22 protein-coding genes, 1 tRNA gene and 1 pseudogene are annotated in these 22605 nt (G+C 70.3%); 14 read left to right on the forward strand and 10 right to left on the reverse strand.

What is annotated here, in order from left to right; all coding sequences use genetic code 11:
* Nucleotides 1–14 precede the first annotated feature (14 nt).
* Nucleotides 15–1283, forward strand: a complete 1269-nt coding sequence (locus G5B46_RS18640; protein ID WP_346764951.1) for a leucine-rich repeat-containing protein kinase family protein — start codon at nt 15–17, stop codon at nt 1281–1283.
* 27 nt (nt 1284–1310) lie between these two features.
* Entirely contained in the window at nt 1311–1760 is a 450-nt protein-coding gene (locus G5B46_RS18645; RefSeq protein WP_165261283.1) for a DUF805 domain-containing protein, read from the forward strand.
* Nucleotides 1761–1860: 100 nt separating this feature from the next.
* On the opposite strand, the gene G5B46_RS18650 is transcribed toward G5B46_RS18645, so the two are convergent.
* Nucleotides 1861–2217 carry a cell surface protein gene (locus G5B46_RS18650; protein WP_165261285.1) on the reverse strand — a complete coding sequence of 119 codons (357 nt, stop codon included), beginning with the start codon at nt 2215–2217 and terminating at the stop codon, nt 1861–1863.
* Between the two features lie 138 nt (nt 2218–2355).
* Here G5B46_RS18650 and fmt point away from each other — a divergent pair, with 138 nt between their 5' ends.
* Together fmt and truA are read left to right on the forward strand one after the other, a co-directional pair.
* Nucleotides 2356–3282 carry a methionyl-tRNA formyltransferase gene (gene fmt / locus G5B46_RS18655; RefSeq protein WP_165261287.1) on the forward strand — a complete coding sequence of 309 codons (927 nt, stop codon included), beginning with the start codon at nt 2356–2358 and terminating at the stop codon, nt 3280–3282.
* On the forward strand, nt 3282–4025 hold the full coding sequence (truA, locus tag G5B46_RS18660) for a tRNA pseudouridine(38-40) synthase TruA (RefSeq protein ID WP_165261289.1): 744 nt from the start codon (nt 3282–3284) through the stop codon (nt 4023–4025). The genes fmt and truA overlap by 1 nt, the downstream gene beginning before the upstream one ends.
* 474 nt (nt 4026–4499) lie before the next feature.
* Here truA and G5B46_RS18665 read toward each other — a convergent pair whose 3' ends face one another.
* Nucleotides 4500–5420, reverse strand: a complete 921-nt coding sequence (locus G5B46_RS18665) for a glutaminase (protein ID WP_165261291.1) — start codon at nt 5418–5420, stop codon at nt 4500–4502.
* 11 nt (nt 5421–5431) lie between these two features.
* On the opposite strand from G5B46_RS18665, the pseudogene G5B46_RS24520 reads away from it, so the two are divergent.
* Nucleotides 5432–5528: pseudogene (locus tag G5B46_RS24520) on the forward strand (hypothetical protein); the annotation flags it as partial.
* A gap of 46 nt (nt 5529–5574) precedes the next feature.
* On the opposite strand, the gene dapE reads toward G5B46_RS24520, so the two are convergent.
* Complete coding sequence (gene dapE / locus G5B46_RS18670; RefSeq protein ID WP_165261293.1) at nt 5575–6738, reverse strand: succinyl-diaminopimelate desuccinylase; 1164 nt, start codon at nt 6736–6738, stop codon at nt 5575–5577.
* 64 nt (nt 6739–6802) lie between these two features.
* On the opposite strand from dapE, the gene G5B46_RS18675 reads away from it, so the two are divergent.
* The 3 genes from G5B46_RS18675 to G5B46_RS18685 all read left to right on the forward strand — a co-directional run bounded on the left by G5B46_RS18675 (nt 6803) and on the right by G5B46_RS18685 (nt 8163).
* A complete protein-coding gene (locus G5B46_RS18675) occupies nt 6803–7297 on the forward strand; it encodes a cupin domain-containing protein (protein WP_165261295.1) in 495 nt (164 codons plus the stop codon).
* Between the two features lie 288 nt (nt 7298–7585).
* Nucleotides 7586–7906: a hypothetical protein gene (locus tag G5B46_RS18680; protein WP_165261297.1), complete on the forward strand. Its 321-nt coding sequence runs from the start codon at nt 7586–7588 to the stop codon at nt 7904–7906.
* Between the two features lie 119 nt (nt 7907–8025).
* The gene (locus G5B46_RS18685; protein ID WP_165261299.1) at nt 8026–8163 is read left to right on the forward strand and encodes a hypothetical protein; all 138 of its coding nucleotides are present in this window, start codon (nt 8026–8028) and stop codon (nt 8161–8163) included.
* A gap of 195 nt (nt 8164–8358) precedes the next feature.
* On the opposite strand, the gene G5B46_RS18690 is transcribed toward G5B46_RS18685, so the two are convergent.
* On the reverse strand, nt 8359–8826 hold the full coding sequence (locus G5B46_RS18690) for a hypothetical protein (RefSeq protein ID WP_165261301.1): 468 nt from the start codon (nt 8824–8826) through the stop codon (nt 8359–8361).
* A 48-nt stretch (nt 8827–8874) separates the two neighbouring features.
* Between G5B46_RS18690 and G5B46_RS18695 the strand changes: the two genes are divergently transcribed.
* From G5B46_RS18695 to vsr, 4 genes are all read left to right on the forward strand, one after another.
* On the forward strand, nt 8875–10002 hold the full coding sequence (locus G5B46_RS18695) for a DNA cytosine methyltransferase (protein WP_165261303.1): 1128 nt from the start codon (nt 8875–8877) through the stop codon (nt 10000–10002).
* 78 nt (nt 10003–10080) lie between these two features.
* Nucleotides 10081–11067 (forward strand): cysteine synthase A, encoded by a 987-nt coding sequence (gene cysK, locus G5B46_RS18700; protein WP_109102378.1) that lies wholly within the window; start codon nt 10081–10083, stop codon nt 11065–11067.
* A 197-nt stretch (nt 11068–11264) separates the two neighbouring features.
* A complete protein-coding gene (locus G5B46_RS18705; RefSeq protein ID WP_165261305.1) occupies nt 11265–12467 on the forward strand; it encodes an NAD(P)/FAD-dependent oxidoreductase in 1203 nt (400 codons plus the stop codon).
* A 7-nt stretch (nt 12468–12474) separates the two neighbouring features.
* Nucleotides 12475–12894, forward strand: coding sequence for a DNA mismatch endonuclease Vsr (vsr, locus tag G5B46_RS18710; RefSeq protein WP_165261307.1), 420 nt, complete (start codon nt 12475–12477; stop codon nt 12892–12894).
* Between the two features lie 221 nt (nt 12895–13115).
* On the opposite strand, the gene G5B46_RS18715 is transcribed toward vsr, so the two are convergent.
* The 3 genes from G5B46_RS18715 to G5B46_RS18725 form a co-directional block, all read right to left on the reverse strand.
* Nucleotides 13116–14834: an ATP-binding protein gene (locus G5B46_RS18715; protein ID WP_240903568.1), complete on the reverse strand. Its 1719-nt coding sequence runs from the start codon at nt 14832–14834 to the stop codon at nt 13116–13118.
* A 213-nt stretch (nt 14835–15047) separates the two neighbouring features.
* Nucleotides 15048–15335 carry a DUF167 family protein gene (locus G5B46_RS18720; RefSeq protein ID WP_165261311.1) on the reverse strand — a complete coding sequence of 96 codons (288 nt, stop codon included), beginning with the start codon at nt 15333–15335 and terminating at the stop codon, nt 15048–15050.
* A gap of 7 nt (nt 15336–15342) precedes the next feature.
* Complete coding sequence (locus G5B46_RS18725; RefSeq protein ID WP_165261313.1) at nt 15343–15657, reverse strand: YggT family protein; 315 nt, start codon at nt 15655–15657, stop codon at nt 15343–15345.
* A 241-nt stretch (nt 15658–15898) separates the two neighbouring features.
* On the opposite strand from G5B46_RS18725, the gene G5B46_RS18730 reads away from it, so the two are divergent.
* A tRNA-Ala gene (locus G5B46_RS18730) sits at nt 15899–15974 on the forward strand.
* Nucleotides 15975–16131: 157 nt separating this feature from the next.
* Here G5B46_RS18730 and aguB read toward each other — a convergent pair.
* The 3 genes from aguB to G5B46_RS18745 form a co-directional block, all read right to left on the reverse strand.
* Nucleotides 16132–17013, reverse strand: a complete 882-nt coding sequence (gene aguB, locus G5B46_RS18735) for an N-carbamoylputrescine amidase (protein ID WP_165261315.1) — start codon at nt 17011–17013, stop codon at nt 16132–16134.
* 87 nt (nt 17014–17100) lie between these two features.
* Nucleotides 17101–18102: an agmatine deiminase family protein gene (locus G5B46_RS18740; protein ID WP_165261317.1), complete on the reverse strand. Its 1002-nt coding sequence runs from the start codon at nt 18100–18102 to the stop codon at nt 17101–17103.
* Nucleotides 18103–18246: 144 nt separating this feature from the next.
* Nucleotides 18247–20688 (reverse strand): TonB-dependent receptor, encoded by a 2442-nt coding sequence (locus G5B46_RS18745; RefSeq protein ID WP_240903569.1) that lies wholly within the window; start codon nt 20686–20688, stop codon nt 18247–18249.
* 190 nt (nt 20689–20878) lie between these two features.
* Between G5B46_RS18745 and G5B46_RS18750 the strand changes: the two genes are divergently transcribed.
* The gene (locus G5B46_RS18750; protein WP_165261321.1) at nt 20879–22462 is read left to right on the forward strand and encodes a glycosyltransferase family 39 protein; all 1584 of its coding nucleotides are present in this window, start codon (nt 20879–20881) and stop codon (nt 22460–22462) included.
* Nucleotides 22463–22605: the final 143 nt, after the last annotated feature.

Below are 22605 nucleotides of genomic sequence, written 5' to 3' on the forward strand. Positions count from 1 at the left end.
CGATGGGGGCGGCCGTGAACGAAACACTGGCCGCCCTGCGCGCCGGCGACGTGGTCGGCGCGACGAGGCTGGACCTGTCCGGCGCGGACCTGAACGCGCTGCCGCCGGAGGTCTTCGGCCTGGCCGACACGCTGGAGGTGCTGGACATCGGCCGCACCGCCATCTCGGCCCTGCCCCATGACTTTTCGCGCCTGAGCCGGCTGAAGGTGCTGTTCGCCTCCGGCGCGCCCTTCGATCGCCTGCCCGAGGCCATCGGCGACTGCGCCGCCCTGAGCCAGGTCGGCTTCCGCGGTTGCGGGATCGCGGAGGTTCCCGCCGAGGCGCTGCCGCCGGCCCTGCGCTGGCTGACCCTGACCGACAACCGCATCACGGCCCTGCCGGCCGCCCTGGGCGAGCGCCCGCTGCTGCAGAAGCTGATGCTGGCCGGCAACGGGCTCTCGGCCCTGCCCGAGAGCCTGAGCCAGGCGTCGACCCTGGAACTGCTGCGCATCGCCGCCAACCGCTTCGCGGCGCCGCCGGCCTGGCTGGCGCGGCTGCCGGCGCTGGCCTGGCTGGCCTGGGCGGGAAATCCCTTCGACACGACGACCGGCGCGCTCGCCCCGCCGGTCGCCTGGAGCGACCTTTCCGTCGGCAAGGCCCTGGGGCGCGGCGCCTCGGGCGACGTCTTCGAGGCCGGATGGCGCGGCGGCCGCGCGGCGCTGAAGCTGTTCCGCGGCGCCATGACCAGCGACGGCCTGCCCGAGCGCGAGATGGCCGCCTGCCTGGCCGCGGGGCCGCATCCCAACCTGACCGGAGCGCTGGGCCGCATCGAGGGCCACCCCGACGGCGCCGAGGGCCTGCTGATGCCGCTGTTGCCCGAAGGCTGGCGGGTGCTGGCCGGCCCGCCCAGCCTGGAGAGCTGCAGCCGCGACGTCTATGCGGCCGACCTGTCGCTGTCCCTCGACGTCGCGCGCCGGATCGCCCGCGACGTGGCCGCCGGCGCGGCCCACCTGCACGCACGGGGCCTGCAGCATGGCGACCTCTACGCGCACAACGTGCTGTGGGACGGGCGCGACGGCGCCGCCGTGCTCAGCGACCTGGGCGCGGCGGCCTTCCTGCCGGCCGGCGAGGCGGCGCGCTGGACGCCGATCGACGTGCGGGCCTTCGGCCTGCTGCTGGGCGAGGTGCTGGATCGCGTCGACGGCGAGGCCCCGGCCGACCTGCGCGGCCTGGAGGCGGCCTGCATCCAGCCGGACGGCGCCGCCCGCCCGTCGATGGCCGAGGCCCTGACGGCGCTTTCCTGACGGCGCGAGGCAGGCTCTAGTAGCCGCATGCGCGCCTTCACCGACCGCCTGAAACCGATCTTCGCCTTTTCCGGCCGCACCTCGCGGCTGGGCTACTGGCGCACGCAGGTCGGGCTGGCGCTGGCCACCGCCGTGGTGCTGACCCTGACGGTGCTGGCCACCCAGGCGGGCGGCTGGCTGGGCGCAGTTCCCAGCCTGCTGTTCCTGCCGGTGCTGGTCGCGGGGCTCGCCGTCGCCGTGCGACGCCTGCACGACCGGGGCAAGCCGGCCTGGTGGATAGCCGTCTTCGCCGCCGGCCCCTACGCGCTGAGCGGCCTGGCCAGCGGGCTCTACGCCGGCGACTCCGTGCTGATCCTGGCCGCCCCGCTGCTGGCCCTGGCGGCGCTGGGCCTGTCGGTCTGGGCCTGGGTGGAGCTGGGCTTCCTGCGCGGCGCCCGCGGCGACAACCGCTACGGCGCCGAGCCCGCCCGGCGGTAGGAGAAGGGTCGGACCGACGCGCCAACTTTCACCGAGCTTCCCCGCCTTCGCGGGGAAAGACGGGGTTGAAGATGGCGGCCGGTTGACGCTCCGCTCGCCCCTAGCGGGTGGCCTCGTGCACTTCCTTCTTGGCGGCCTGGCCGGCTTCCTTGCTTTCGCGGGTGATGTCCTTGCCGGCTTCCTGGGCGGCGTCGCCGGCCTTGGCGCCGGCCACCTTGGCCGCGTCGACGGCGTCGCCCGCGGCGGCCTTGAGCTCGGCGGCGGTCTCCTTGCTGCTTTCCTTCAGCGCCGTGCCGGCTTCCTTGACGTCCGGGTCGTTCTTGATCTCGTTGGCGGCGTCCTTGATGTCCTGTCCGGCGGCGGCCGCGCCTTCCTTGATCTCCTGGGCGTGCTGGTCCGAACAGGCGGCGGCCGACAGGGCGAGAACCGAGGCGGCGATCAGGGCGAGGGTGCGCATCTAGTGTTCCTCCGGTGATCTGGGTTGCGAAGAGTCGGGCAGAGAACGGCGCGGCCAAGGTCGAGGTTCCGACTCTGAGGCTCGCTTGGGGCCGCCGCACGGCTTTCCCCCGGGGCTTTCGGCGGCTAAACCCCCGCCATGCGCATCGCCTTTCTCGGAACGCCCGATTTCGCCGTCGCCTGCCTGGCCGAACTGGTCGCCAGCGGCCACGAGATCGCCTGCGTCTATTCCCAGCCCCCCGCCCCGCGCGGTCGCGGCCAGGAACTGAAGCCCTCGCCGGTCCACGCCTTCGCCGAGGGCCTGGGGCTGCCCGTGCGCACCCCGGTCTCGATGAAGACCGCCGAGGAGATCGAGGCCTTCAAGGCGCTGGACCTCGACGCCGCGGTCGTCGTCGCCTTCGGCCAGATCCTGGTCAGGGACGTGCTGGAGGCCCCGAAGCTGGGCTGCTTCAACCTGCACGCCAGCCTGCTGCCCCGCTGGCGCGGCGCGGCCCCGATCCAGCGGGCGATCATGGCCGGGGATCCCGTGACGGGCGTCCAGGTGATGCGGATGAGCGAGGGCCTCGACGAGGGCCCCGTCCTGCTGTCGGAGACCGTGCGCATCGACGCGCTGGACACCGTGGCCAGCCTGCACGACCGCCTGGCGGCCGTCGGCGCGCGCCTGCTGCCGGTGGCCCTGGCCGCCATCGAACGCGGCGGCGCGGTCGAGACCCCGCAGGCCGAAGAGGGCGTCACCTACGCCAAGAAGATCAAGCCGGCCGAGGCCCGCATCGACTGGACGCGGACCGCCGCCGAGGTCGACCGCCACATCCGCGGCCTGTCGCCCTTCCCCGGCGCCTGGTTCGAGGCCCCGTCGGAAAAGGGCCCGGTGCGGGTGAAGGCCCTGCTGTCGAAGGTGGAGGACGCCGAGGGCGCGGCCGGAACCGTGCTGGACGACGCCTTGCTGATCGCCTGCGGCGAGGGCGCGGTGCGCCTGCTCAAGGCCCAGCGCGAGGGCAAGGGCGTGCAGGAGGCCGAGGTCTTCGTGCGCGGCTTCCCGCTGGCGGCCGGGACGGTCCTGGCCTGATGCCCCGCTACCGCCTCCTCGTCGAGTACGACGGCCGTCCCTATTCGGGCTTCCAGGCCCAGGCGACCCTGCCCAGCGTGCAGGGGACGATCGAGGCGGCGGTGAAGGCCTTCAGCGGCCAGGAGCTGCGCATCGCCGCGGCCGGGCGCACCGACACCGGCGTGCATGCGACGGGCCAGGTGGTGCATGTGGATCTGGAGCGCGACTGGCCGGCCCAGACGGTGATGAACGCCCTGAACGCCCACCTGACCCGCGAGGCGGTGTCGATCCTCGACGCGACCATCGCGCCGGAAGGCTGGCACGCGCGGTTCTCGGCCAACGAGCGGCGCTACCTCTACCGCATCCTCAACCGCCGCGCCCCGCCGGCCCTCGACAAGGGCAAGGTCTGGCACATGAAGAAGGACCTCGACCACGAGGCCATGCACGCGGCGGCCCAGGCCCTCATCGGCCTGCACGACTTCACGACCTTCCGCGACATGCACTGCCAGGCCCAGAGCCCGCTCAAGACCCTCGACGTCGCCCGCGTGCGGCGGGTGGGCGAGGAGATCCATCTCGACTTCGAAGCCCGCTCGTTCCTGCACCGCCAGGTGCGGTCGATGACCGGCACGCTGGTCGAGGTGGGCGCGGGCCGCTGGGCCGTGGACGACGTCAGGAAGGCCCTGGAGGCCAGGGACCGCCGCGCCTGCGGGCCCGTGGCGCCGGCCGACGGGCTCTACCTGGTGGGCGTGGGCTACGAGGCGTAAGGGCCCGCGGCCTCCGCCGGCTCGACATCCGGCGAAGGCCGCGAGGAACCGAAAGCCGACCGACATCGGCCCTCGGGTGAAAGTCCCGTAGGTGGAGGGAACCGGGACTTTCGAAACCGTCAGTCCTTGGAGACCCGCTCGGCGATCCAGATCGATCCCAACGCCAGCATGAACACGCCGAAGGCGGCGAGGACAAAACCGAGATAGGCGAGCTGGGCGATCGGCATGGCGGGCTCCATCGGGGAACGGATGGAGGTTGCGCCTGCCGGTGACGGGTCGCCTTGATCTGGGTCAAAGGCCTGGAAAGACCCCCAAACACGCCCGTCATTCCCGCCCTTGTGGCGGGAACCCCTCTATCAGCCGCAAGGACGGCTGGGGCGGCGTGCTCAGCACGCCGCCTGTATCTCACGTATCAGCGGCGCCAGGGCTTCCCGCCACAAGGGCGGGAATGACGGGAGAGAAAAGAAGAAGCCCCTACAGCACCGAACAGTTGGTCAGCTGGGCGAAGGCCTCCAGCGCGCTGGCGCCGACCACCGAGGTGCCGAAGCGGTCGAGTTCGGGCGACCAGACGGCCACCGTCGCCTTGCCGGGCACGACGGCGACGATCCCGCCGCCGACGCCGCTCTTGGCCGGCAGGCCGACGCGATAGGCGAAGCTGCCGACGCTGTCATAGATGCCGCAGGTCAGCAGCAGGGCGTTGAGGCGCCGGGTCAGCCGCTCGGGAAAGATCGTCTCCTGCACCACCGGCGAGAAGCCGCCGGCCGCCAGCGGCAGGAAGGCGCGGGCCAGCTGGCGGCAGCTCATGGTCAGGGCGCACTGGCGGCAATAGGCGGCGACCACGGCTTCCGGGTCGTGGCGCACCGTGCCTTTGCCGCGCATCAGGTTGGCGATGGCCCGGTTCTGCCAGGCGTTGTCGAGCTCGGAGGCGGCCACCGCCTCGTCGATCTCCACGGGACCATCGGCCAGGAAGCAGGCGAAGCCGCGCACCAGGGCGGCGGGGTCCTTGACCTTGTCCAGCAGGATGTCGGTCACCGCCAGGGCGCCGGCGTTGATGAACGGATTGCGCGGAAAGCCGCCTTCGGCCTCCAGCAGCGAGAGGTGGTTGAACGGCGTGCCCGAGGGCTCCTTGCCCACCCGCGTCCAGACCTCGTCGCCGATGCGGTTGAGCGCCAGGCCCAGAGACAGCACCTTGGTGATGCTCTGGACCGAGAAGCCCTCGTCGGCGTCGCCGATCACGTGCTCGCCGCCGTCGACCGTGCGCACGGCCATGCCGAACTTGGTCGCCGGCACATTGGCCAGCTGGGGGATGTAGTCGGGCACGCGGCCCTTGCCGAAGTGCGGCTTCACCAGCACGGCGACCTCGGCCAGGACTTCGTCGATGGAGAGCTCGTTCATGGCGTCGCCGTCCTCCCCGCTTTCCCTTTTATCGTCATCCCGGCCGCAGCGTAGCGGAGAGCCGGGACCCAGGGGCCGCCGCGTTGCGCTTGGCCCCTGGGTCCCGGATAAGCCCTGCGGGCTTTCCGGGATGACGGCTGTTTGGGCGTGAGCCCTACCCCGAAAACGCCTCGAAATAGCGCCGGATCAGCGCGGTGTAGGCGCCGGCCAGCTGGCGGACCTCTTCCACCGGCACGCGCTCGTCGACCTGGTGCATGGTCGAGCCGACGAGGCCGAACTCGACCACCGGGCAGAGGCTGCGGATGAAGCGGGCGTCGCTGGTGCCGCCGGTGGTCGACAGTTCCGGCACGCGGCCGGTGGCGTCGCCCACGGCGCCGACGATCACGTCGGTGAAGGCGCCCGGCTCGGTCAGGAAGGCCTCGCCGCTGATCTTGCACAGCGCCTCGACCCGGCCCGAGAAGCCCTCGGCGGCCTCGCGGCACTCGTGCTCGATCCAGGCGGCCAGGTCCTTGCCCTTGTGGGCCGGGTTGAAGCGGATGTTGACGCGGGCCTTGGCGCTGGCGGGGATGACGTTGGTGGCCGGGTTGCCGACGTCGACCGTGGTGACCTCCAGGTTCGACGGCTGGAAGCCGGTATAGCCCTCGTCCAGCACCCGGGCCTGCAGGCGCGAGAGGATGTCGACCATCACCGGGATCGGGTTGGCGGCGCGGTGGGGATAGGCCACGTGGCCCTGCTTGCCGTCCACCGCGATCCAGGCGTTGATGCTGCCGCGGCGGCCGATCTTGACCATGTCGCCCAGCAGGTTGGCGCTCGTGGGCTCGCCGACGATGCAGTGGTCGATGATCTCGCCCTCGGCGGCCAGGGCCTCGACGACCTTGACCGTGCCGTCCTCGGCCACGCCTTCCTCGTCGCCGGTGATCAGGAAGCTGATCGAACCGGGGACTTCCTCGGTGTGGGCCACGGCCGAGACGAAGGCGGCGATGGCCGACTTCATGTCGACCGCGCCGCGGCCGTACAGCACGCCGTCCTTGATCTGCGCCTCGAACGGGCCGGCGGTCCAGGCCGCGTCGTCGCCCACCGGCACCACGTCGGTGTGGCCGGCGAAGCAGAGGTTGGGCCGCGCCGTCCCGCGCTTGGCGTAGAGGTTCTCGATCTCGCCGAACTTCATGCGACGGCACGCAAAGCCCAGGCCTTCCAGCTGGCGCTGCAGCACGTCCATCGCGCCCTCGTCGGCGGGCGTGACGGAGGGGCGGCGGATCAGGGCCTGGGCGAGCTCGACGGGGTCGATGCTGACGGAAACGGGCGCGGGGCTGGTCATGCTGCAGGCTTTAGGCTTCCCATCGGCGGGACGCAAACCCAGCACGATCCTTTAAAGGCCGACCATGCCCAAGATCGACATCGACCAGGCGCCCACCCGTCACGGCACGGCCTATCCGGCGCCCTTCGACCAGCCCTGCCGGGCCCGCAAGCGCTGGAAGCTGGGCGACGCGGCGGGCCTCACGCAGTTCGGGGTCAACCTGATGCGGCTGGAGCCGGGAACCTGGTCCAGCCAGCGCCACTGGCACACGGCGGAGGACGAGTTCGTCTGGGTGGTCGAGGGCGAGGTGGTGCTGGTCGAGGACCCCCAAGGAGAGAATGGGGGCGAGACGATCCTGCGGGCCGGCGACTGCGCGGGCTTCAAGGCCGGCGTTCCCAACGGCCACCAGATCCAGAACCGCTCGACCGCGCCCGCCGTGCTGCTGGAGATGGGTTCGCGGCGGCCGGAGGAAGACGGCTGCGACTATCCGGACCTGGACCTCGTCATCCATCCCGGCGAGGAGACCTATCGCCATCGCGACGGGACGCCGTACGTGACGGAGAGCGGGCGCAAGCGGTAGGGGTGAAGAGGGCGAAAGTTATCCACAGCCCTGCCCCTTTCGCCCGTCATTCCCGCCCTTGTGGCGGGAACCCCTCTCGCAGCCGCAAGGGCGGATGGGGCGGATCGCCAGCGATCCGCCGGCGTCTCACGTGCGAGCGAAACCAGAGGTTCCCGCCACAAGGGCGGGAATGACGGGAGGCGGGGGACAGGCGGCGTCTATCCCCGCGGCTTCGCACCCCGACGCCAACGAATTCAACGCCCTAAACGAAAACGCACGTTTCCTATCCGACGCCCTCGAACCGGCCTCATGCTTGTCGGCATGACCAGCGAAACCTCCCGCGCCTGGTGCGCGAAGATCCAGCAGCGGCTGATGGCGGCGATGGATGAGCTTTGGGCCGCGATGGAGGAGGGCCTCGACCGCGAGGCGTTGCGCAAGGCGTCCGAGAAGGTGCGGCTATTGGGGCAGATGGCCGGCACGGTGCGCAAGATCGTCCAGGCCCTGCCGCCCGAACGCACGGCAAGGCCGGCGGGCGATTGGCGGCTCCCGACCCTGGAGGCGGAAACCGCGTCGCCCCGGCCCGAGCGCAAGATCGACGCCCTGAAGGGCGGCGCGCGGGGGCGGCTGTGAGCACGGACGCCTCGTCGCGATACCGCCGTTCACCCGCGCCCTTGCAAGCTCCGCAGACGGAACCATATGTCGGGCACGGGCGCTGAATTTACAGACCCGAAACGGACCAGAAACACGCCATGGCGGCCAAGGCCCTCATCGCTCTCGCCATCGTCGCGGCCATCGCGGTCGGCCTGCTGCTGCCCATCCCGGGCCGCTCCCACAAGGCCGAGGCGACCCAGTCGCAGATCGAGACCATCGACATCAACGGCGGCTGACGCCGCCGGCAGGCGCTCCCCATCTTCGTCATCCCGGCCCGAGCGTAGCGAAGAGCCGGGACCCAGAGGCGGACGCATTGCGCCGGCCACAGCCTGTTCGGAACCGACGTCAGAGCCCAGCCCCCCTGGGTCCCGGGTCTGCGGACCGCTTTGCGGTCCTTCGCCCGGGATGACGGGCGTGGGCGGACTGGGAGTCTAAGGCCGCCCCTGCCGGGCCAGGTCCTCGGTCCGCGCCGCGCAGCCCTTGAAGGTCGTCCCGTCCAGCCAGACCTCGGCCGCGTGGCTGAACACGCGGTCGGACATGCCGTCCGAGCACGGCTGCGGCGTCAGGCGGAAGACCAGGCGATGGCCCTCGACGCCCGCCTCGCCCGGCTGTTCGGCGTCCCAGACACCCTGCTGACCGTCGATGCGTACGCCGGGATTGGACAGACTGACGGCCCCGCCCTCCATGCGGTCGAGCGTCAGCGCGCCCTCGCGCACCTTGCCGGCCCAGAAGGGCTCGGTTCCCACCAGATCGAAGTCGCCGGCGTAGTCGGGCCCGGGCGCGACCCCGGCCGGGGCGTCGGCCGGCGCCGAGGTCGCCCCCTCGGCCGCGCCCAGGGGTCCGTCGCCGCATCCGGCCAGCAACAGGCAGGCGACGACGACGGCGGTGGATCGGATCATGCGGGCGCTATCCTCGAAGCGGCGGCTCAAGCTAATCTGCCCGATACGATGAATCACAACGCCCGCCCCGTCTTCTATGAATTCTTCGCCGGCGGCGGCATGGCCCGCATCGGCCTCGGCGAAGGCTGGAATTGCGCCTTCGCCAACGATTTCGACCCGGTGAAGGCGCAGACCTATCGCGCCAACTTCGCCGACGCCGACGATCACTTCCACACCGGCGACGTCTTCAAGCTGGAGGCGGCCGACCTGCCCGGCCAGGCGGACCTGGCCTGGGCGTCCAGCCCCTGCCAGGACTTCAGCCTGGCCGGCGCGCGGGCGGGCCTGCACGGCGGACGCTCGTCGGCCTTCTTCGGCTTCTGGCGACTGATCGAGGCGCTGGAGGACGAGGGCCGCGCCCCGACCACCATCGTCATCGAGAACGTCGTCGGCCTTCTGACCTCGCACCGGGGCGAGGACTTCACCGCCCTGTGCCAGGCCCTGGCCGACCAGGGCTATCGCTTCGGCGCGCTGGAGATCGACGCGGCCTGCTTCACCCCGCAGTCGCGGCCGCGCGTGTTCGTGGTCGCCACCCGGGCCGACACGGATGGCCTGACCGGCCAGGGTCCGTTCCACAGCCGCGCCGTGCGCGAGGCCGCCGCGCGCCTGCCGCAAGCGCTGAAGGACCGCTGGCTGTGGTGGGCCCTGCCCGCCCCGCCGGCCCGCAACACCGATCTTTCGACCGTGCTCGAGCCCGACGACGCCGTCGAATGGCGCAGCGACGAGGCCACGGCCGCCCTGCTGGAGCTGATGGCCCCGGCCCACCGCGCCTCGGTGGACGCCCGCATCGCCTCGGGCGAGCGCGCCGTCGGCGGCGTGTTCCGCCGCATGCGCGGCGGCGAGCAACGGGCCGAGGTGCGCTTCGACGGCGTGGCCGGCTGCCTGCGCACCCCGCGCGGCGGCTCCTCGCGCCAGACGCTGCTGGTGATCGACAAGGGGACCGTGCGCTCGCGCCTGGTCAGCCCGCGCGAGGGCGCCCGCCTGATGGGCCTGCCCGACAGCTACGCCCTGCCCAGGAGCGCCACGGCCGGCCTGCACGTGATCGGCGACGGCGTGGCCGCCCCGGCCGTGCGCTGGCTGGCCGAGCATCTTTTGACTCCGTTGGCTGCCAGGAAAACTGCGGCCCTGGCGGCCGAATAGGTCGCTGACAGGCCAATCCCCACGGCCTAAGGTGGAGATCACCCAAGGGTCGAAATTCAAACGCTCCGAGAGATCACCATGGACGACGCTTCCAGCCTGTACGACGCCGCTCGCTTCAAGCGCGCCGGCCGGGGCAAGATCTACGACTCCATCATCGACACCGTCGGCGACACGCCGCTGATCCGCCTGCCGCGCCTGTCGGCCGAACTGAAGCCCAAGGGCGAGGTCGTGGCCAAGCTCGAGTTCTTCAATCCGCTGTCGTCGGTCAAGGACCGCATCGGCGTGGCGATGATCGAATACCTCGAAGCCAAGGGCCTGCTGAAGCCGGGCGGTTCGATCGTCGAGCCGACCAGCGGCAACACCGGCATCGCGCTGGCCTTCGTGGCCGCCGCCAAGGGCTACAAGCTGACCCTGGTCATGCCGGAAAGCATGTCGATCGAGCGCCGCAAGATGCTGCTGCTGCTCGGCGCCAAGCTGGAGCTGACCCCGGCCGAGAAGGGCATGCGCGGCGCCGTGGCCCGCGCCCAGGAGATCGTCGACGCCACCCCCGGCGCGGTGATGCCCCAGCAGTTCGAGAACACCGCCAACCCGCTGATCCACCGCGTCTCGACCGCCGAGGAGATCTGGAACGACACCGCCGGCGCCGTCGACGCCGTGGTCTCGGGCGTGGGCACCGGCGGCACGATCACCGGCGTCGGCCAGGTGCTGAAGGCCCGCAAGCCGGGCCTGAAGATGGTGGCCGTCGAGCCGGAAGCCAGCGCCGTGCTGTCGGGCGGCCAGCCCGGTCCGCACAAGATCCAGGGCATCGGCGCCGGTTTCGTGCCGGGCATCCTGGACCGCGGCGTCATCGACGACATCGTCCAGGTCAGCAACGACGACGCCTTCGCCATGGCCCGCAAGGCCGCCTCGACCGAAGGCCTGACCGTCGGCATCAGCTCGGGCGCGGCCCTGACCGCCGCCTTCGACCTGGCCCTGCGCGACGAATATGCCGGCAAGCTGATCGTGGCGATCATCCCCAGCTTCGCCGAGCGCTACCTGTCGACGGCGCTGTTCGAGGGCCTGTAGGCGTTCGACGCCAATCCGCCCCTCCGGCCGTCATCCCGGCCGGAGCGAAGCGGAGAGCCGGGACCCCGGGGGCCGCCGCTTCATCGCTCGCCCCTGGGTCCCGGATAGCCGCTGCGCGGCTTCCGGGATGACGAAGGATGGGAACCTGACATGGCGACCGGATCGTCGATCGCGCGATTGAACGCGCCTCCCCTTCCATGACCAAACTCAAGATCGGCATCGTCGGCTGCGGCGTCGGCGGCATGGCCGCGGCCCTGGCGCTGGCCCGCAAGGGCTGCGCCGTGACGCTGCTGGAGGCCTTCGAGCAGCCGCGCCCCGTGGGCTCGGGCCTGCTGCTGCAACCGACGGGCCTAGCGGCCTTGCGCGCGCTGCGGTTGGAGGACGCCGTGCGCGCCGCCGGCGCGCCGGTGCAGGAACTGATCGGCCACGACAGCCACGGCCGCCGGGTGATGGCCCTGGACTATGCCGACTGGCGGCCCGGCGCGCACGGCGTGGGCATCCACCGCGCGGCGCTGTTCGACGCCCTGCACGCGCCCCTGGCCCCGGCCGGGGTCGAGGTCGTCACCGGCGCTCGGATCACCCGGCTGGAAGACGCCGCAAGGCCGGTGCTGCACGACGAGGCGGGGCGATCCTTCGGTCCCTTCGACATCGTGCTGGTGGCCGACGGCTCGGCCTCGACCCTGCGCGGGGCGCTGAAGCCCCGGGCCCGCGCCCCGGTCTATCCGTGGGGCGCGGTGTGGACCAACATCGCCGATCCCGACGACCGCTTCGCCGGCGCCCTGCGACAGGTCTATCACCGGGCCGAGGTGATGTGCGGCGCCCTGCCGGTGGGCCTGGGGCCGGACGGAGAGGAGAACTGCACGGCGGTGTTCTGGTCGGTGCCCGTGGCCGACATGGACGCCTTCCTGGCCGGCGACTTCGCCCGCTGGCGCGACCAGCGCCTGGCGCCGCTGTGGCCGGGTCTGGCGCAGGCCCTGGCCGGCAGGAACGACTGGGCCGGCTTCTCCCGGGCGATCTATCGCGACGTGTCGGTAGGCCGCTGGGACGTCGGGGCCTGCGCTCTGATCGGCGACGCCGCCCACGGCACCAGCCCGCAGCTGGGGCAGGGCGCGAACCTGGCCCTGATGGACGCCGCCGAGCTGGCCGAGCGGCTGGCGGCGACGCCCTCGCCCGCCGCCCTCAAGGGCTGGCAGGCCGACCGGCGCCGGCATGTGGGCCTCTACCAGCTGGCTTCCAAGGCGCTGACGCCGCTGTTCCAGTCGCGCGGCTGGTTCTGGCCGGCTGTCCGCACCTTCGGGTTCACGCCGATGTCGCGCCTGCCGGGGATCAAGCAGCTGGGCGTGCTGCTGCTGACCGGCACGCTGCGACTGGGCCGTTTTCCGCGCATCACGCGGCCCTGAGCGCGCCATGACCGACGTCTTCGACCCCGCCAAGCGCTCGGCCGTCATGGCCAGGGTCAAGAGCAAGGACACCACGCCGGAAAAGACCCTGCGACGCCTGCTGACGGGCCTGGGCGCGCGCTACCGCCTGCACCGCAAGGACCTGCCCGGTTCGCCCGACGTGGTGATGCCGGGCCGCAGGCTGGCGTTCTTCGTCCACGGCTGCTTCTGGCACGGCCACGACTGCAAGCGGGGCGCGCGCGTGCCCCAGGCCAATCGCGACTACTGGCTGGCCAAGGTGGCCCGGAACAAGGCCCGGGACGAGCGCAACGAGGCCGCCCTCGCGGCGGCCGGCTGGCGGGTCGAGACGATCTGGGAATGCCAGATGAAGGACGAGGCGGCGCTGGTGGAGCGCTTGAAGGAAAACCTCTCTCTTGGGGAGGGGTGAATTTTTGGGCCCCTAGGGTCTGGACTCAATTGGCGTGCAAAGAAACGTGTCTTCCCGGCCGGAGGAGCGCGTCAGCGATCCGTAGAGCCGGGATCTCCCACGTTGGCAGGTTCGGAAACTGTGGGAGATCCCGGCGCTCCGCTGCGCTGCGGCCGGGATGACAACTGCTATAGGCTATTGAAACAGATAACCCATTGCCCTCGGCCAATTGAGTACCGACCCTAAGCCGCCGCGGTGCGGGCCGGCGGGTTGGACAGCACGTCGACCAGGGCCGCGTGCAGCTGGGCCGGGTCGATCGGCTTGGCGACGTGGGCGTCCATGCCGGCGGCGCGGCAGGCGTCCCAGTCCTTGGGGGTCGAGGAGGCGGTGACGGCGATGACCGGCGCGTCGCGGTTGGGACCAGGCTCGCCGCGCAGGATGCGGGTGGTCTCGCGACCGCCCAGGCCCGGCATGTAGACGTCCATCAGCACCACGTCGAAGGCGCCGGCCCCAAGCAGCTCCAGCGCCCGCTCGCCGGACTCGGCCAGCACCGGCGTGACGCCGAAGGTCTGCAGAACCAGCTCGACGGCCCGGCGGTTGACCACGTGGTCGTCGACCACCAGCACCCGGGTTCCGGCGATCGAGGCGGCGCTGGCCGCAACCGGCGGCGCCTGGGTCTCGTCGACGCGGACCGTCAGGCGCAGGCGCGCGCCCCTGCCCAGGCCCTCGCTGGCCACGGTGATGTCGCCGCCCATCAGCCGGGCCAGCTCGCGGCTGATCACCAGGCCCAGGCCCGAACCGCCATGGCGGCGCACGACCTCGGCGGTCAGCTGGTCGAAGGGGGTGAACAGGCGCGGCAGGGCCTCGGGCTCGATGCCCCGGCCGGTGTCGACGACGCCGATCTCCAGCGTCCAGCCCTCGCCCTGGCGGTGGGCGGCCAGGGTCACGACGATCTCGCCGCGCTCGGTGAACTTGATGGCGTTGGACAGCAGGTTGTTGAGCACCTGGCGCAGCCGCAGGCTGTCGCCGGCCACCCAGCGCGGCAGGCCCGCCGCGCCCTCGATACGCAGGCGCAGGCCCTTCTTCTGCACCTCGGGCCGCCACAGGCGCAGGGTGTCGGCCAGGGCCTGGCGCAGGTCGTAGGGCGCGCGCTCGACGGCCATGCGGCCGGCCTCCAGGCGCGAGAAGTCCAGAAGGTCGTTGAGCAGGGTGCGCATCATGCCGCCGGCGTCGGCGATCAGCTGGGCGTGGACCTTGGCGCTGGCCTCGGGGACCTCGCTGTGCAGGCGCGCCGCGCCGGCCAGGATGGCGCTGATCGGGGTGCGCAGTTCGTGGCTGATCATGGCCACGAAGGCGCTCTTGGCGGCCACGGCCTCCTCGGCCTCGTGACGGCGGCGCTCGGCCTCGGCCTTGGCGGCCTCCTCGGCCTTCAGCGCGGCCTCCAGGGTGCGGGCGGCCACCGTCACCGAGACGATCAGCAGCAGCACCCCGAACCACAGGGCGTTGGCCAGCGGCGCGTCGGGATTGGCCGCCCGGCCGATGAACGGCGCGATCAGCAGGTAGACGACGTGCGGGATCGCCGCCGCCAGGGTGGCCGACCGGAGGCTGACATTGACGACGATGACGTTGAGCAGCGCCCCGGCCAGCAGCATGCCGCCCAGGGTGGGCGCGAAGCGCTGATGCGAGGCGAACAGCGGCAGGGCCAGGGCCCCGAAGATGATCGAGGTGATCGCCGGCATGATCGCCAGCGACCAGGCCCGCCAGCCGGTCAGGAACCGCTCGGGCGCGGCCTTCAGCTTCCGGAACAGCCACAGCTCGAAGAGCTGGGCCACGGTATAGACCGCCGCCCAGGCCCAGACCCACTTCATGCCGATGAAGACGTGCAGGATGACGGCGATCGAGATCGTGGCGGTCAGGCGCAGATAGACATTGCCGCGCCGCGCCGCGGCGGCGTGGATCATCGCCGCCTGGCGATCCTTCGCGTTGATGGCCCTTCCGCGCATAGCGCAGCCCCCGCTGGCCTCGAAACCCTGGAATTTCTCGCCCCGACTATGGGCGACAGACGCTAAGAGGGCGTGAAAGAACGCCATTCTCTCAATGGCACGCCGTCGGGGGGCTTGGCGAGGGCGGTAAGGGGCTGCCGGGCAATTGGCCGCACCCCGCCCGGGAAACGGTCAGCCGGGACGGCCCAGCAGGCGCTCGAGGTCCTCGGGCGACAGGCCGTCGATCTCCAGCCGCTTGAGGCGCGCGGTCGCGCCGGCGGCCACGCGGACGGCCGAGCGCGACAGTCCCAGGCGCTTGGCCAGGAAGGCGACGAGGGCGGCGTTGGCCTCGCCCTCGACCGGCGGGGCGCTGACCCGCACCTTCAGATAGGGCCGGCCGTCGGCGTCGGCCGCCCAGCCGTCGACGGCGTCACGCCCGCCCCGCGGGGTCAGGCGCACGGCCAGGACGGCGCTGGTCACGGCTGGATCAGCCGAGGATGCCAAGCAGGGTGTTGCGCAGCGGGAACAGCAGGAAGTTCTGCACGCCGATGATCACCAGGATCAGGATGATCGGGGTGATGTCGACGCCGCCCAGCGGCGGGATGACCTTGCGCAGCGGGGCCAGCAGCGGTCGCGTCACCGCGTCGAGGAAGCGGCTGATCTGATAGACCGCGTTGTTGCGCAGGTTGATGACGTCGAAGGCCACCAGCCAGCTGATGATCGCGCTGATGATCACCGCCCACTTCAGCAGGCCGAGCAGGGCGTTGAGAATGAAGAAGACGAAGTAGATCAGCGGGGCCATGTGCGTTCCGTGCTGGAGCGTGGCCACCGAAGATATGTACGGTTTCGGGGCCTGCCACGCTCGGGATGTGCGATCGGGAACCCGCCTGCCAAGCCTCGACGTCGCCGTCGAAAGCCGGCGAGCCCCAGCGACCGACTTCTTGCCCGCCCCCGCCCGCCCTGGCAAGGCCGCGCTGTTTTCACCGACCCCTGCAACTGCCGCTTGACGGACGCTCCAGGCCACCGTATCTCCGCGCTTCCTTGGGGCCGTAGCTCAGATGGTAGAGCGCCTCGTTCGCAATGAGGAGGTCAGGGGTTCGATTCCCCTCGGCTCCACCAAGGACCTTTCCGGACATCGGTGAAGCTTTCAGGCCGGCGCGGTTCAGCCGCGCTCCTGGGGTTGCGCGTGCGTGCGGCGGCGTTCGAGGCGCGCACGAAAAAGGGCGGGGTCTCCCCCGCCCTTCGTCGTTGGTCCGCGTGGCCCGCGTCGTCGGCGTCAGGCCGTCGGGCGGGGGCCGGCGAGGCTGGTGTAGAATTCCGGACGACGGTCGCGGAAGAAGCCCCAGGCGGCGCGGTGGGTGGTCAGGAAGTCGAGGTCGAAGGTGGCGTTGACCAGGCCTTCGTCGGCGCGGCCCAGCTCGCTGACCAGGTCGCCGCGATGGTCGGCGATGAACGACGAGCCGTAGAAGGTCTGGCCGCCGTTGGGATAGCCGTCCCAGGGCTCGAAGCCGATGCGGTTGGCGCCGATCACCGGGATCACGTTGCTGACCGCGTGACCCTGCATGGCCCGGCGCCACGGCAGGGCCGTGTCGAGGCTGGCGTCATGCGGCTCGCTGCCGATGGCGGTGGGGTAGAACAGGGCCTCGGCGCCCATCAGGGCCATGGCGCGGGCGGCCTCGGGGTACCACTGGTCCCAGCAGATGCCGACGCCCAGGCGGCCGAAACGCGTGTCCCAGACCTTGAAGCCCGTGTCGCCCGGCCGGAAGTAGTACTTCTCCATGTAGCCGGGGCCGTCGGGGATGTGGCTCTTGCGATAGACGCCCAGCAGGCTGCCGTCGGCGTCGGCCATCACCAGGCTGTTGAAGTAGTGCGGGCCCTCGCGCTCGAAGATCGAGATCGGGATCACCACGCCCAGCTCGCCGGCCAGCGGCGCGATGGCCTTGACCACCGGGTGCTCGCGCCACGGATGGGCCTGCGCGAACCAGCGCTCCTCCTGCGCCACGCAGAAGTACGGGCCCTGGAACAGCTCGGACGGCAGGATGACCTGCGCGCCCTTGGCGGCGGCCTCGCGGATGAAGCCTTCGGTCTTCTTGATGTTGGCCGCCAGGTCCATGCCGTAGGAGGTCTGGATGGCGGCGACGCTGAGCGTGCGGGTCATGTCGGAGGTCCGGATCACCAAAAAGTTGAAACTGCGAGCGCGCGGCTTTCGCGGAGGCCTCCAAGGCCTCCGACTTGTGTCAACGTACTAAGCGGGTTCTTGCTGGCTGATGCAGTGGAACGAACCGCCGCCGGTGAGGATCGCGGTCGAGGCCAGGCCGATGACCTGGCGCTCGGGGAACAGGCCCTTGATCACCTCGACGGCGAAGGCGCCCGACTCCTCGGCGTAGATCGGCACGATCACCGCCTCGTTGGCGATCAGGAAGTTCATGTGCGAGGCCGGGATCGGCTCGCCGTCCTCGTCCAGGATCTTGCCCGGCGAGGGGATGCGCACGACCTGCAGCGGCGAGCCGCGGCTGTCGGTCATGGCGCCCAGCAGGCGGGCGGTCTCGGCATAGACCTCGGCGTTGGGATCGTCGGCGCCGAAGGCCATCGGGCAGGCGACGACGCCGGGCGCGACGAAGCGGGCCAGGTTGTCGACGTGGCCGTCGGTGTGGTCGTTGAGCAAACCATCGCCCAGCCACAGCACCTTCTTGGCGCCCAGGGCGGCGCCCAGGGCGGAGGTGGCCGAGGCTTCGTCCCAGCCGGCGTTGCGGTTGGCGTTCAGCAGGCACTGGCGGGTGGTCAGGATGGTGCCCAGGCCGTCGTGGTCGAGGGCGCCGCCTTCCAGGATGAAGTCGTTGCGGACCAGCGGCGCGCCCGAGGCCGCGGCGATCTGCTCGGCGACGATGTCGTCGCCCTCCAGGTCGTACTTGCCGCCCCAGCCGTTGAACTTGAAGCCGGCCGCCGAGGCGCCCTTGGCGGTCTCGGTGAAGATCGGACCGGTGTCGCGCAGCCAGATGTCGCCGAACTGGCCGCGGACGATCTCGACGCTGGTGTCGGAGAGCAGGGCGCGGGCGGCGGCCTCGGCCTCGTCGCCGACCACCATCAGGCGCACGCGCTCGCCGCCTGGGCCGGCCAGGGCGCGGGCGAGGTCGGCGACCTCCTGTTGCGCCTGCTCGAGGTCTTCCTGCCAGAGCTCGCCATGGCTGGGGAAGCCCAGCCACATGGCGCGGTGCGGAGCCCACTCGGCGGGAACGGTGAGGGTCATTTTCGAAAGCCTGGTCAAACGGAGCGGCGCAGATGGCCCCTGGGGGACCGGGGGTCAAGCGCGGGTTCTAGCAAATTGGTGCGACAAAAGAAAAAGGGCGGCTCCGAAGAGCCGCCCTTCCGTCTTTCTGCGTCCAGGTTCGGATTAGAACTTGGCGTGCAGGGTGACCATGACGGTGCGCGGGTAGCCCGGCTGACCAAGGCCGGTGCCCGACGGGTTCACCGACAGGTCGCCGAGGTACTTCTCGTCGGTCAGGTTCTTGACGTTCAGCTGGACGTACGAGCCCTTGGCGCCGATGGCTTCCAGGGTGTAGCGCGCGTCCAGGTCCAGCAGAGCGTAGCTCGGCACCTTTTCGGTGTTGGTCAGGTTGGTCCAGCGCTCGCCGACGTACTTGGCTTGAACGCCGACGCTGAAGGCGTCGGTGACGTCCCAGTCGACGCGCAGGCCGCCCTGGTACTTCGGGGTCTCGTACAGTTCCTTGCCCTTGGTCGGCAGGGTGCTGCCGAGCGAGGTGCCCGGGATGTTCGACTGGATCTCGGAGTCGACGTACGAGAACGAAGCGTAGAAGCCGATGTAGCTGGCCGGACGAACGCCGAACTGGGCGTCGAAGCCCTTCAGCACCACGTCACCCACGTTGACCGAGAAGGCGATGTTGTCCTGCTCGTTGAACGCCCGCTCGATGCGGTTGGTGAAGTCGTTGTAGTACACCGAGGCCGCGAACAGGACGGTCGAGTTCTGGAAGCGGTAGCCGATGTCGTAGACGTTGGCGGTTTCCGGATCCGGGTCCGTCATCTTGCGGTCGTAGAGGTCGTCCGTACGCGGCGCCGACAGGGTCTGGGCGTAGCTGACGTAGATCGACTGGCTGTCGGTGAACTTATAGCTGGCGCCCACGTTCGGCAGGATGTCGTCGTACTTGCGCGTGAACTTGCGCGGACGGCCGTACTGGGTGGTGCCTTGACCCGGCAGGGTGACCAGGGTCTGGCCGTTGCCGTCGTCGGAGCCGGCGACCGCGGTCGGGGCCTGGTTGGTGCAGTAGGCGTTGAAGGTGTCGACCTGGTAGCAGAAGTTGTTCAGGTCGCGCTTGAAGAACGGCGCGCGGATGCCGACGTTCACCAGCAGCTTGTCTTCGATGAACTTGCCGCGGTACTCGGCCGAGAACTGGTTCAGCGTGGCGACCGAGACGCGGTCACGACGGCGCAGGATCGAGCCGTCCGACAGACGGATCGCTTGGCCGTAGCCGTCCTTGCCGCCGAACACGTCGTTCGGGTTCATCTGCAGGTCGAAGGTCGTGTACTGACCGGTCTGACGGTGGTTGGCCGTGTCGTAGGTGTAGGCGGCGCGGATGCTCTGGCTGTCCGAGAACTTCCAGATGGCCGACGACGTGATGCCGTAACGACGGGTGTTGGTGATGTTCGGGCCGTACAGCAGGACGGTGTCGAGCGTGTCGCCGTCGCCGTTCAGGTCCAGGGCGCCGGTCAGCGACGAACCACGGATGAAGCCGTTGCCGGTGCCGGTGCCGTCTTCACGGAACAGGGCGCGACCGCCGCCGTTGGCCAGGGTGTACTGGAAGTACGGGTCGGCCGTGACGATCAGGTTCTCGCCGATGTGGAACAGCGACTGACCGCGGATGTTGCCCGTGTTCGACGGGTTGATGTTGTACTTGTAGCAGGTGCCGGTGTTCAGATCGACCTGGGCGGTGCCGGCGACCGGGGTGGCGCGGTTACAGGCGCCAGCCGCGCTCGTGCCCGAAACCGAGTCCGTGTAGCCGACGCCCGTGCCGGCCTGGAAGGCCGCCAGCGACATGCGGTTGATGAAGTTGTTGCGGTTTTCGTTGTAGTTGGCGATCAGGCTGACGAAGTCGCCGTTGTCGCCGATCGGCTGATAGATGCGGGCGTTGAACTGCTTCTTGTGGATCTTGCCCGGGCCGTTGAACACGTCGTTCTTGGCTTCCGCGTAGCTGATCCAGGCGCTGGTGCCGAGCGGGCCGACGGCGCCGGTGTCGATCACGCCGAAGAAGCGCTTGAAGTTCTGCTGGCCGCCCTGCAGCTCGATCGTGGCGCCGAAGTCTTCCGACGGCTTGCGGGTGACGTAGTTGATGGTGCCGCCGGCGGCCGCGGCCGTCGGGCTGTCGACGTCGGTCGTGCCCAGGTTCACGTCGACCTTGGAGATCAGTTCCGAGTCCAGCTGCTGGTTCGGGTAGATGGCGTAGTTACCGCTGTCGTTCAGCGGGATGCCGTCTTGCAGCAGGGCGACGCGCTGGCTGTCGAAGCCGCGGATGTTGATGTCGCCGCCGGCCGAGCCGAAGGCGTCGTTGTTGGTGAAGTTCACGCCCGGCATCAGGTTGAGCGAGTCCAGAACGGTCTGGCCCGGCACCTGGCGGGAGATGAATTCCTGCGTGATCGTCGAGCGCGCCTTCGGCACGGTCTGCGAAACGATCGCGCCGTTCTGGTTGCGGGTGGTGGTCGCCGTGACGACGATGGCCTCGACGGCGTCGGTGCCGGTCGACTGGGCGAAAGCGGCGGTCGACGCCAGCAGGCTGCCGACCAGCGCGGTCGACGCCAGGCAGGCGATTTTTTTCGTCTTCATATGCAAGGATCCCCTCATTCTTTGACGCGAGCCCGAAAAAGTGAGCATCAAACCGCATCGTTTGTGGGGTTTAGCGAAACATTTCGAAGGTTTGGTGACGGAAAGGCCACGATGGCCCAGAAACCGCCAGATTCCTCCGTCGCTTGCGGAAGAATTAGTCATATTTCACTTACTTCGGTAAGAAGCGCGCATGACAGCCAGCCCTTACGCCGCCAAAGATTCCGAAGCCCGAGCCTGGCGCTTGACCGTCATCGCGGCGGGCTTGCTGACAATCGTCCGGGTGCTGGCGATTTTTTCCACGCCGCTGGAACTGTACCCGGACGAAGCCCAGTACTGGCTTTGGTCGCGAACCCTGGACTTCGGCTACTATTCCAAGCCGCCGATGGTGGCCTGGGTGATCTGGCTGACCACCCAGATCGGCGGTGACGCCGAGGCCTGGCTGCGGGTCGGCGCGCCGCTGCTGCACGGCGCCACGGCGCTGGTGCTGTATCGCATCGCCAACCGCCTCTACGGCGGATGGACCGGCATGGCGGCCGCGGCCGTCTACGCCCTGATGCCGGGCGTGGCCCTGTCGTCGGCGGTGATCGGCACCGACGCGCCGCTGCTGTTCTTCCTGGCGCTGACGATCTGGGCCTATGTGTCGCTGCCGGCCGCCGAGCCCGGCCGCAAGCGCCTGCTGGTCGCCGCCGGCCTGGGCGCGGCGCTGGGCCTGGCCTTCCTGTCGAAGTACGCGGCCGTCTACCTGCTGGCCAGCATCGGCGCCCACGCGCTGCTGTCGCGCGAAGCCCGCAAGGTCTGGACCTGGCCGATGGCGCTGACCTTCTTCGGCGTGCTGATCGCCGTCTTCGCGCCCAACCTGATCTGGAACGCCGCCCACAAGTTCGCCACGGTCGAGCACACCGCCGCCAACGCCAACTGGGGCTCGCACTCGCTGTTCAATCCGCGCGAGCTGGTCGAGTTCATCGGCTCGCAATTCGGGGTGTTCGGCCCCCTGCCCTTCGGCGTGCTGCTGGGCGGCGGGATCGTGCTGGCCCTCCGCCGCAAGCTGCAGCCGGCCGACGTGCTGCTGCTGTGCTTTGCTTTGCCGCCGCTGCTGACCGTGGCCGGCCAGGCCTTCGTCAGCCGCGCCAACGCCAACTGGGCGGCCGCCGCCTATGTCGCCGGCTCGGTGCTGGCGGCCGGCTGGATGATGCGCTGGGGCGCGCGCAAGTGGCTGATCGCGGGCCTTGCGGTGCAGGGCGTGTTCGCGGGCCTGTTCCTGGCCTGCCTGACCAACCCGCGCCTGGCCGACGGCATCGGCCTGTCGAACGCCTTCAAGCGGGTGCGCGGCTGGGACCAGACGGTGCAGGCGATCATCGACCGGGCCCGCGAGGAGCAGGCCGGCGTCGGCGTGACCTCGGTGACCGTCGACGACCGCTTCCTGTTCAACGTGGCGGCCTATTACGGCCGCGACTACTGGGGCACGTTCGGCGCGCCGCCGCTGCGCATCTGGGTGCACGAGGCCCATCCGCAGAACCAGGCCGAGACCGAGGCCCCGCTGACGCCGGAATACGGCCGCCGGGCGCTGGTGGCCAGCCTGGAGGGCGTCTACCGCGCCAAGATCGAGCAGGACTTCAAGGCCCATTCGGGCGACGAGATCGTCCGCGTGCGGCTGGACGCCAAGCGCAGCCGCCGCACCGACCTGTTCATCGCCGAGGGCTTCGCGCCCGTGCCGCGCGACCCGAAGACGGGCCTGCCGCCGGATCCTGAGAACGGCGGGTCGACGGCTAGATGATCCCTCTCCCCTTGCGGGAGAGGGTGGCCCCACGAAGTGGGGTCGGGTGAGGGGTCGCAAGCACAGAAACGCCGCGACGGCTGGTCAGCTGTCGCGGCGTTTTGCGTCTGAGAGACCCCTCATCCGTCGGCTTCGCCGACACC

Source organism: Caulobacter sp. 602-2 (genome assembly GCF_011043625.1).
Classification (GTDB): Bacteria; Pseudomonadota; Alphaproteobacteria; order Caulobacterales; family Caulobacteraceae; genus Caulobacter.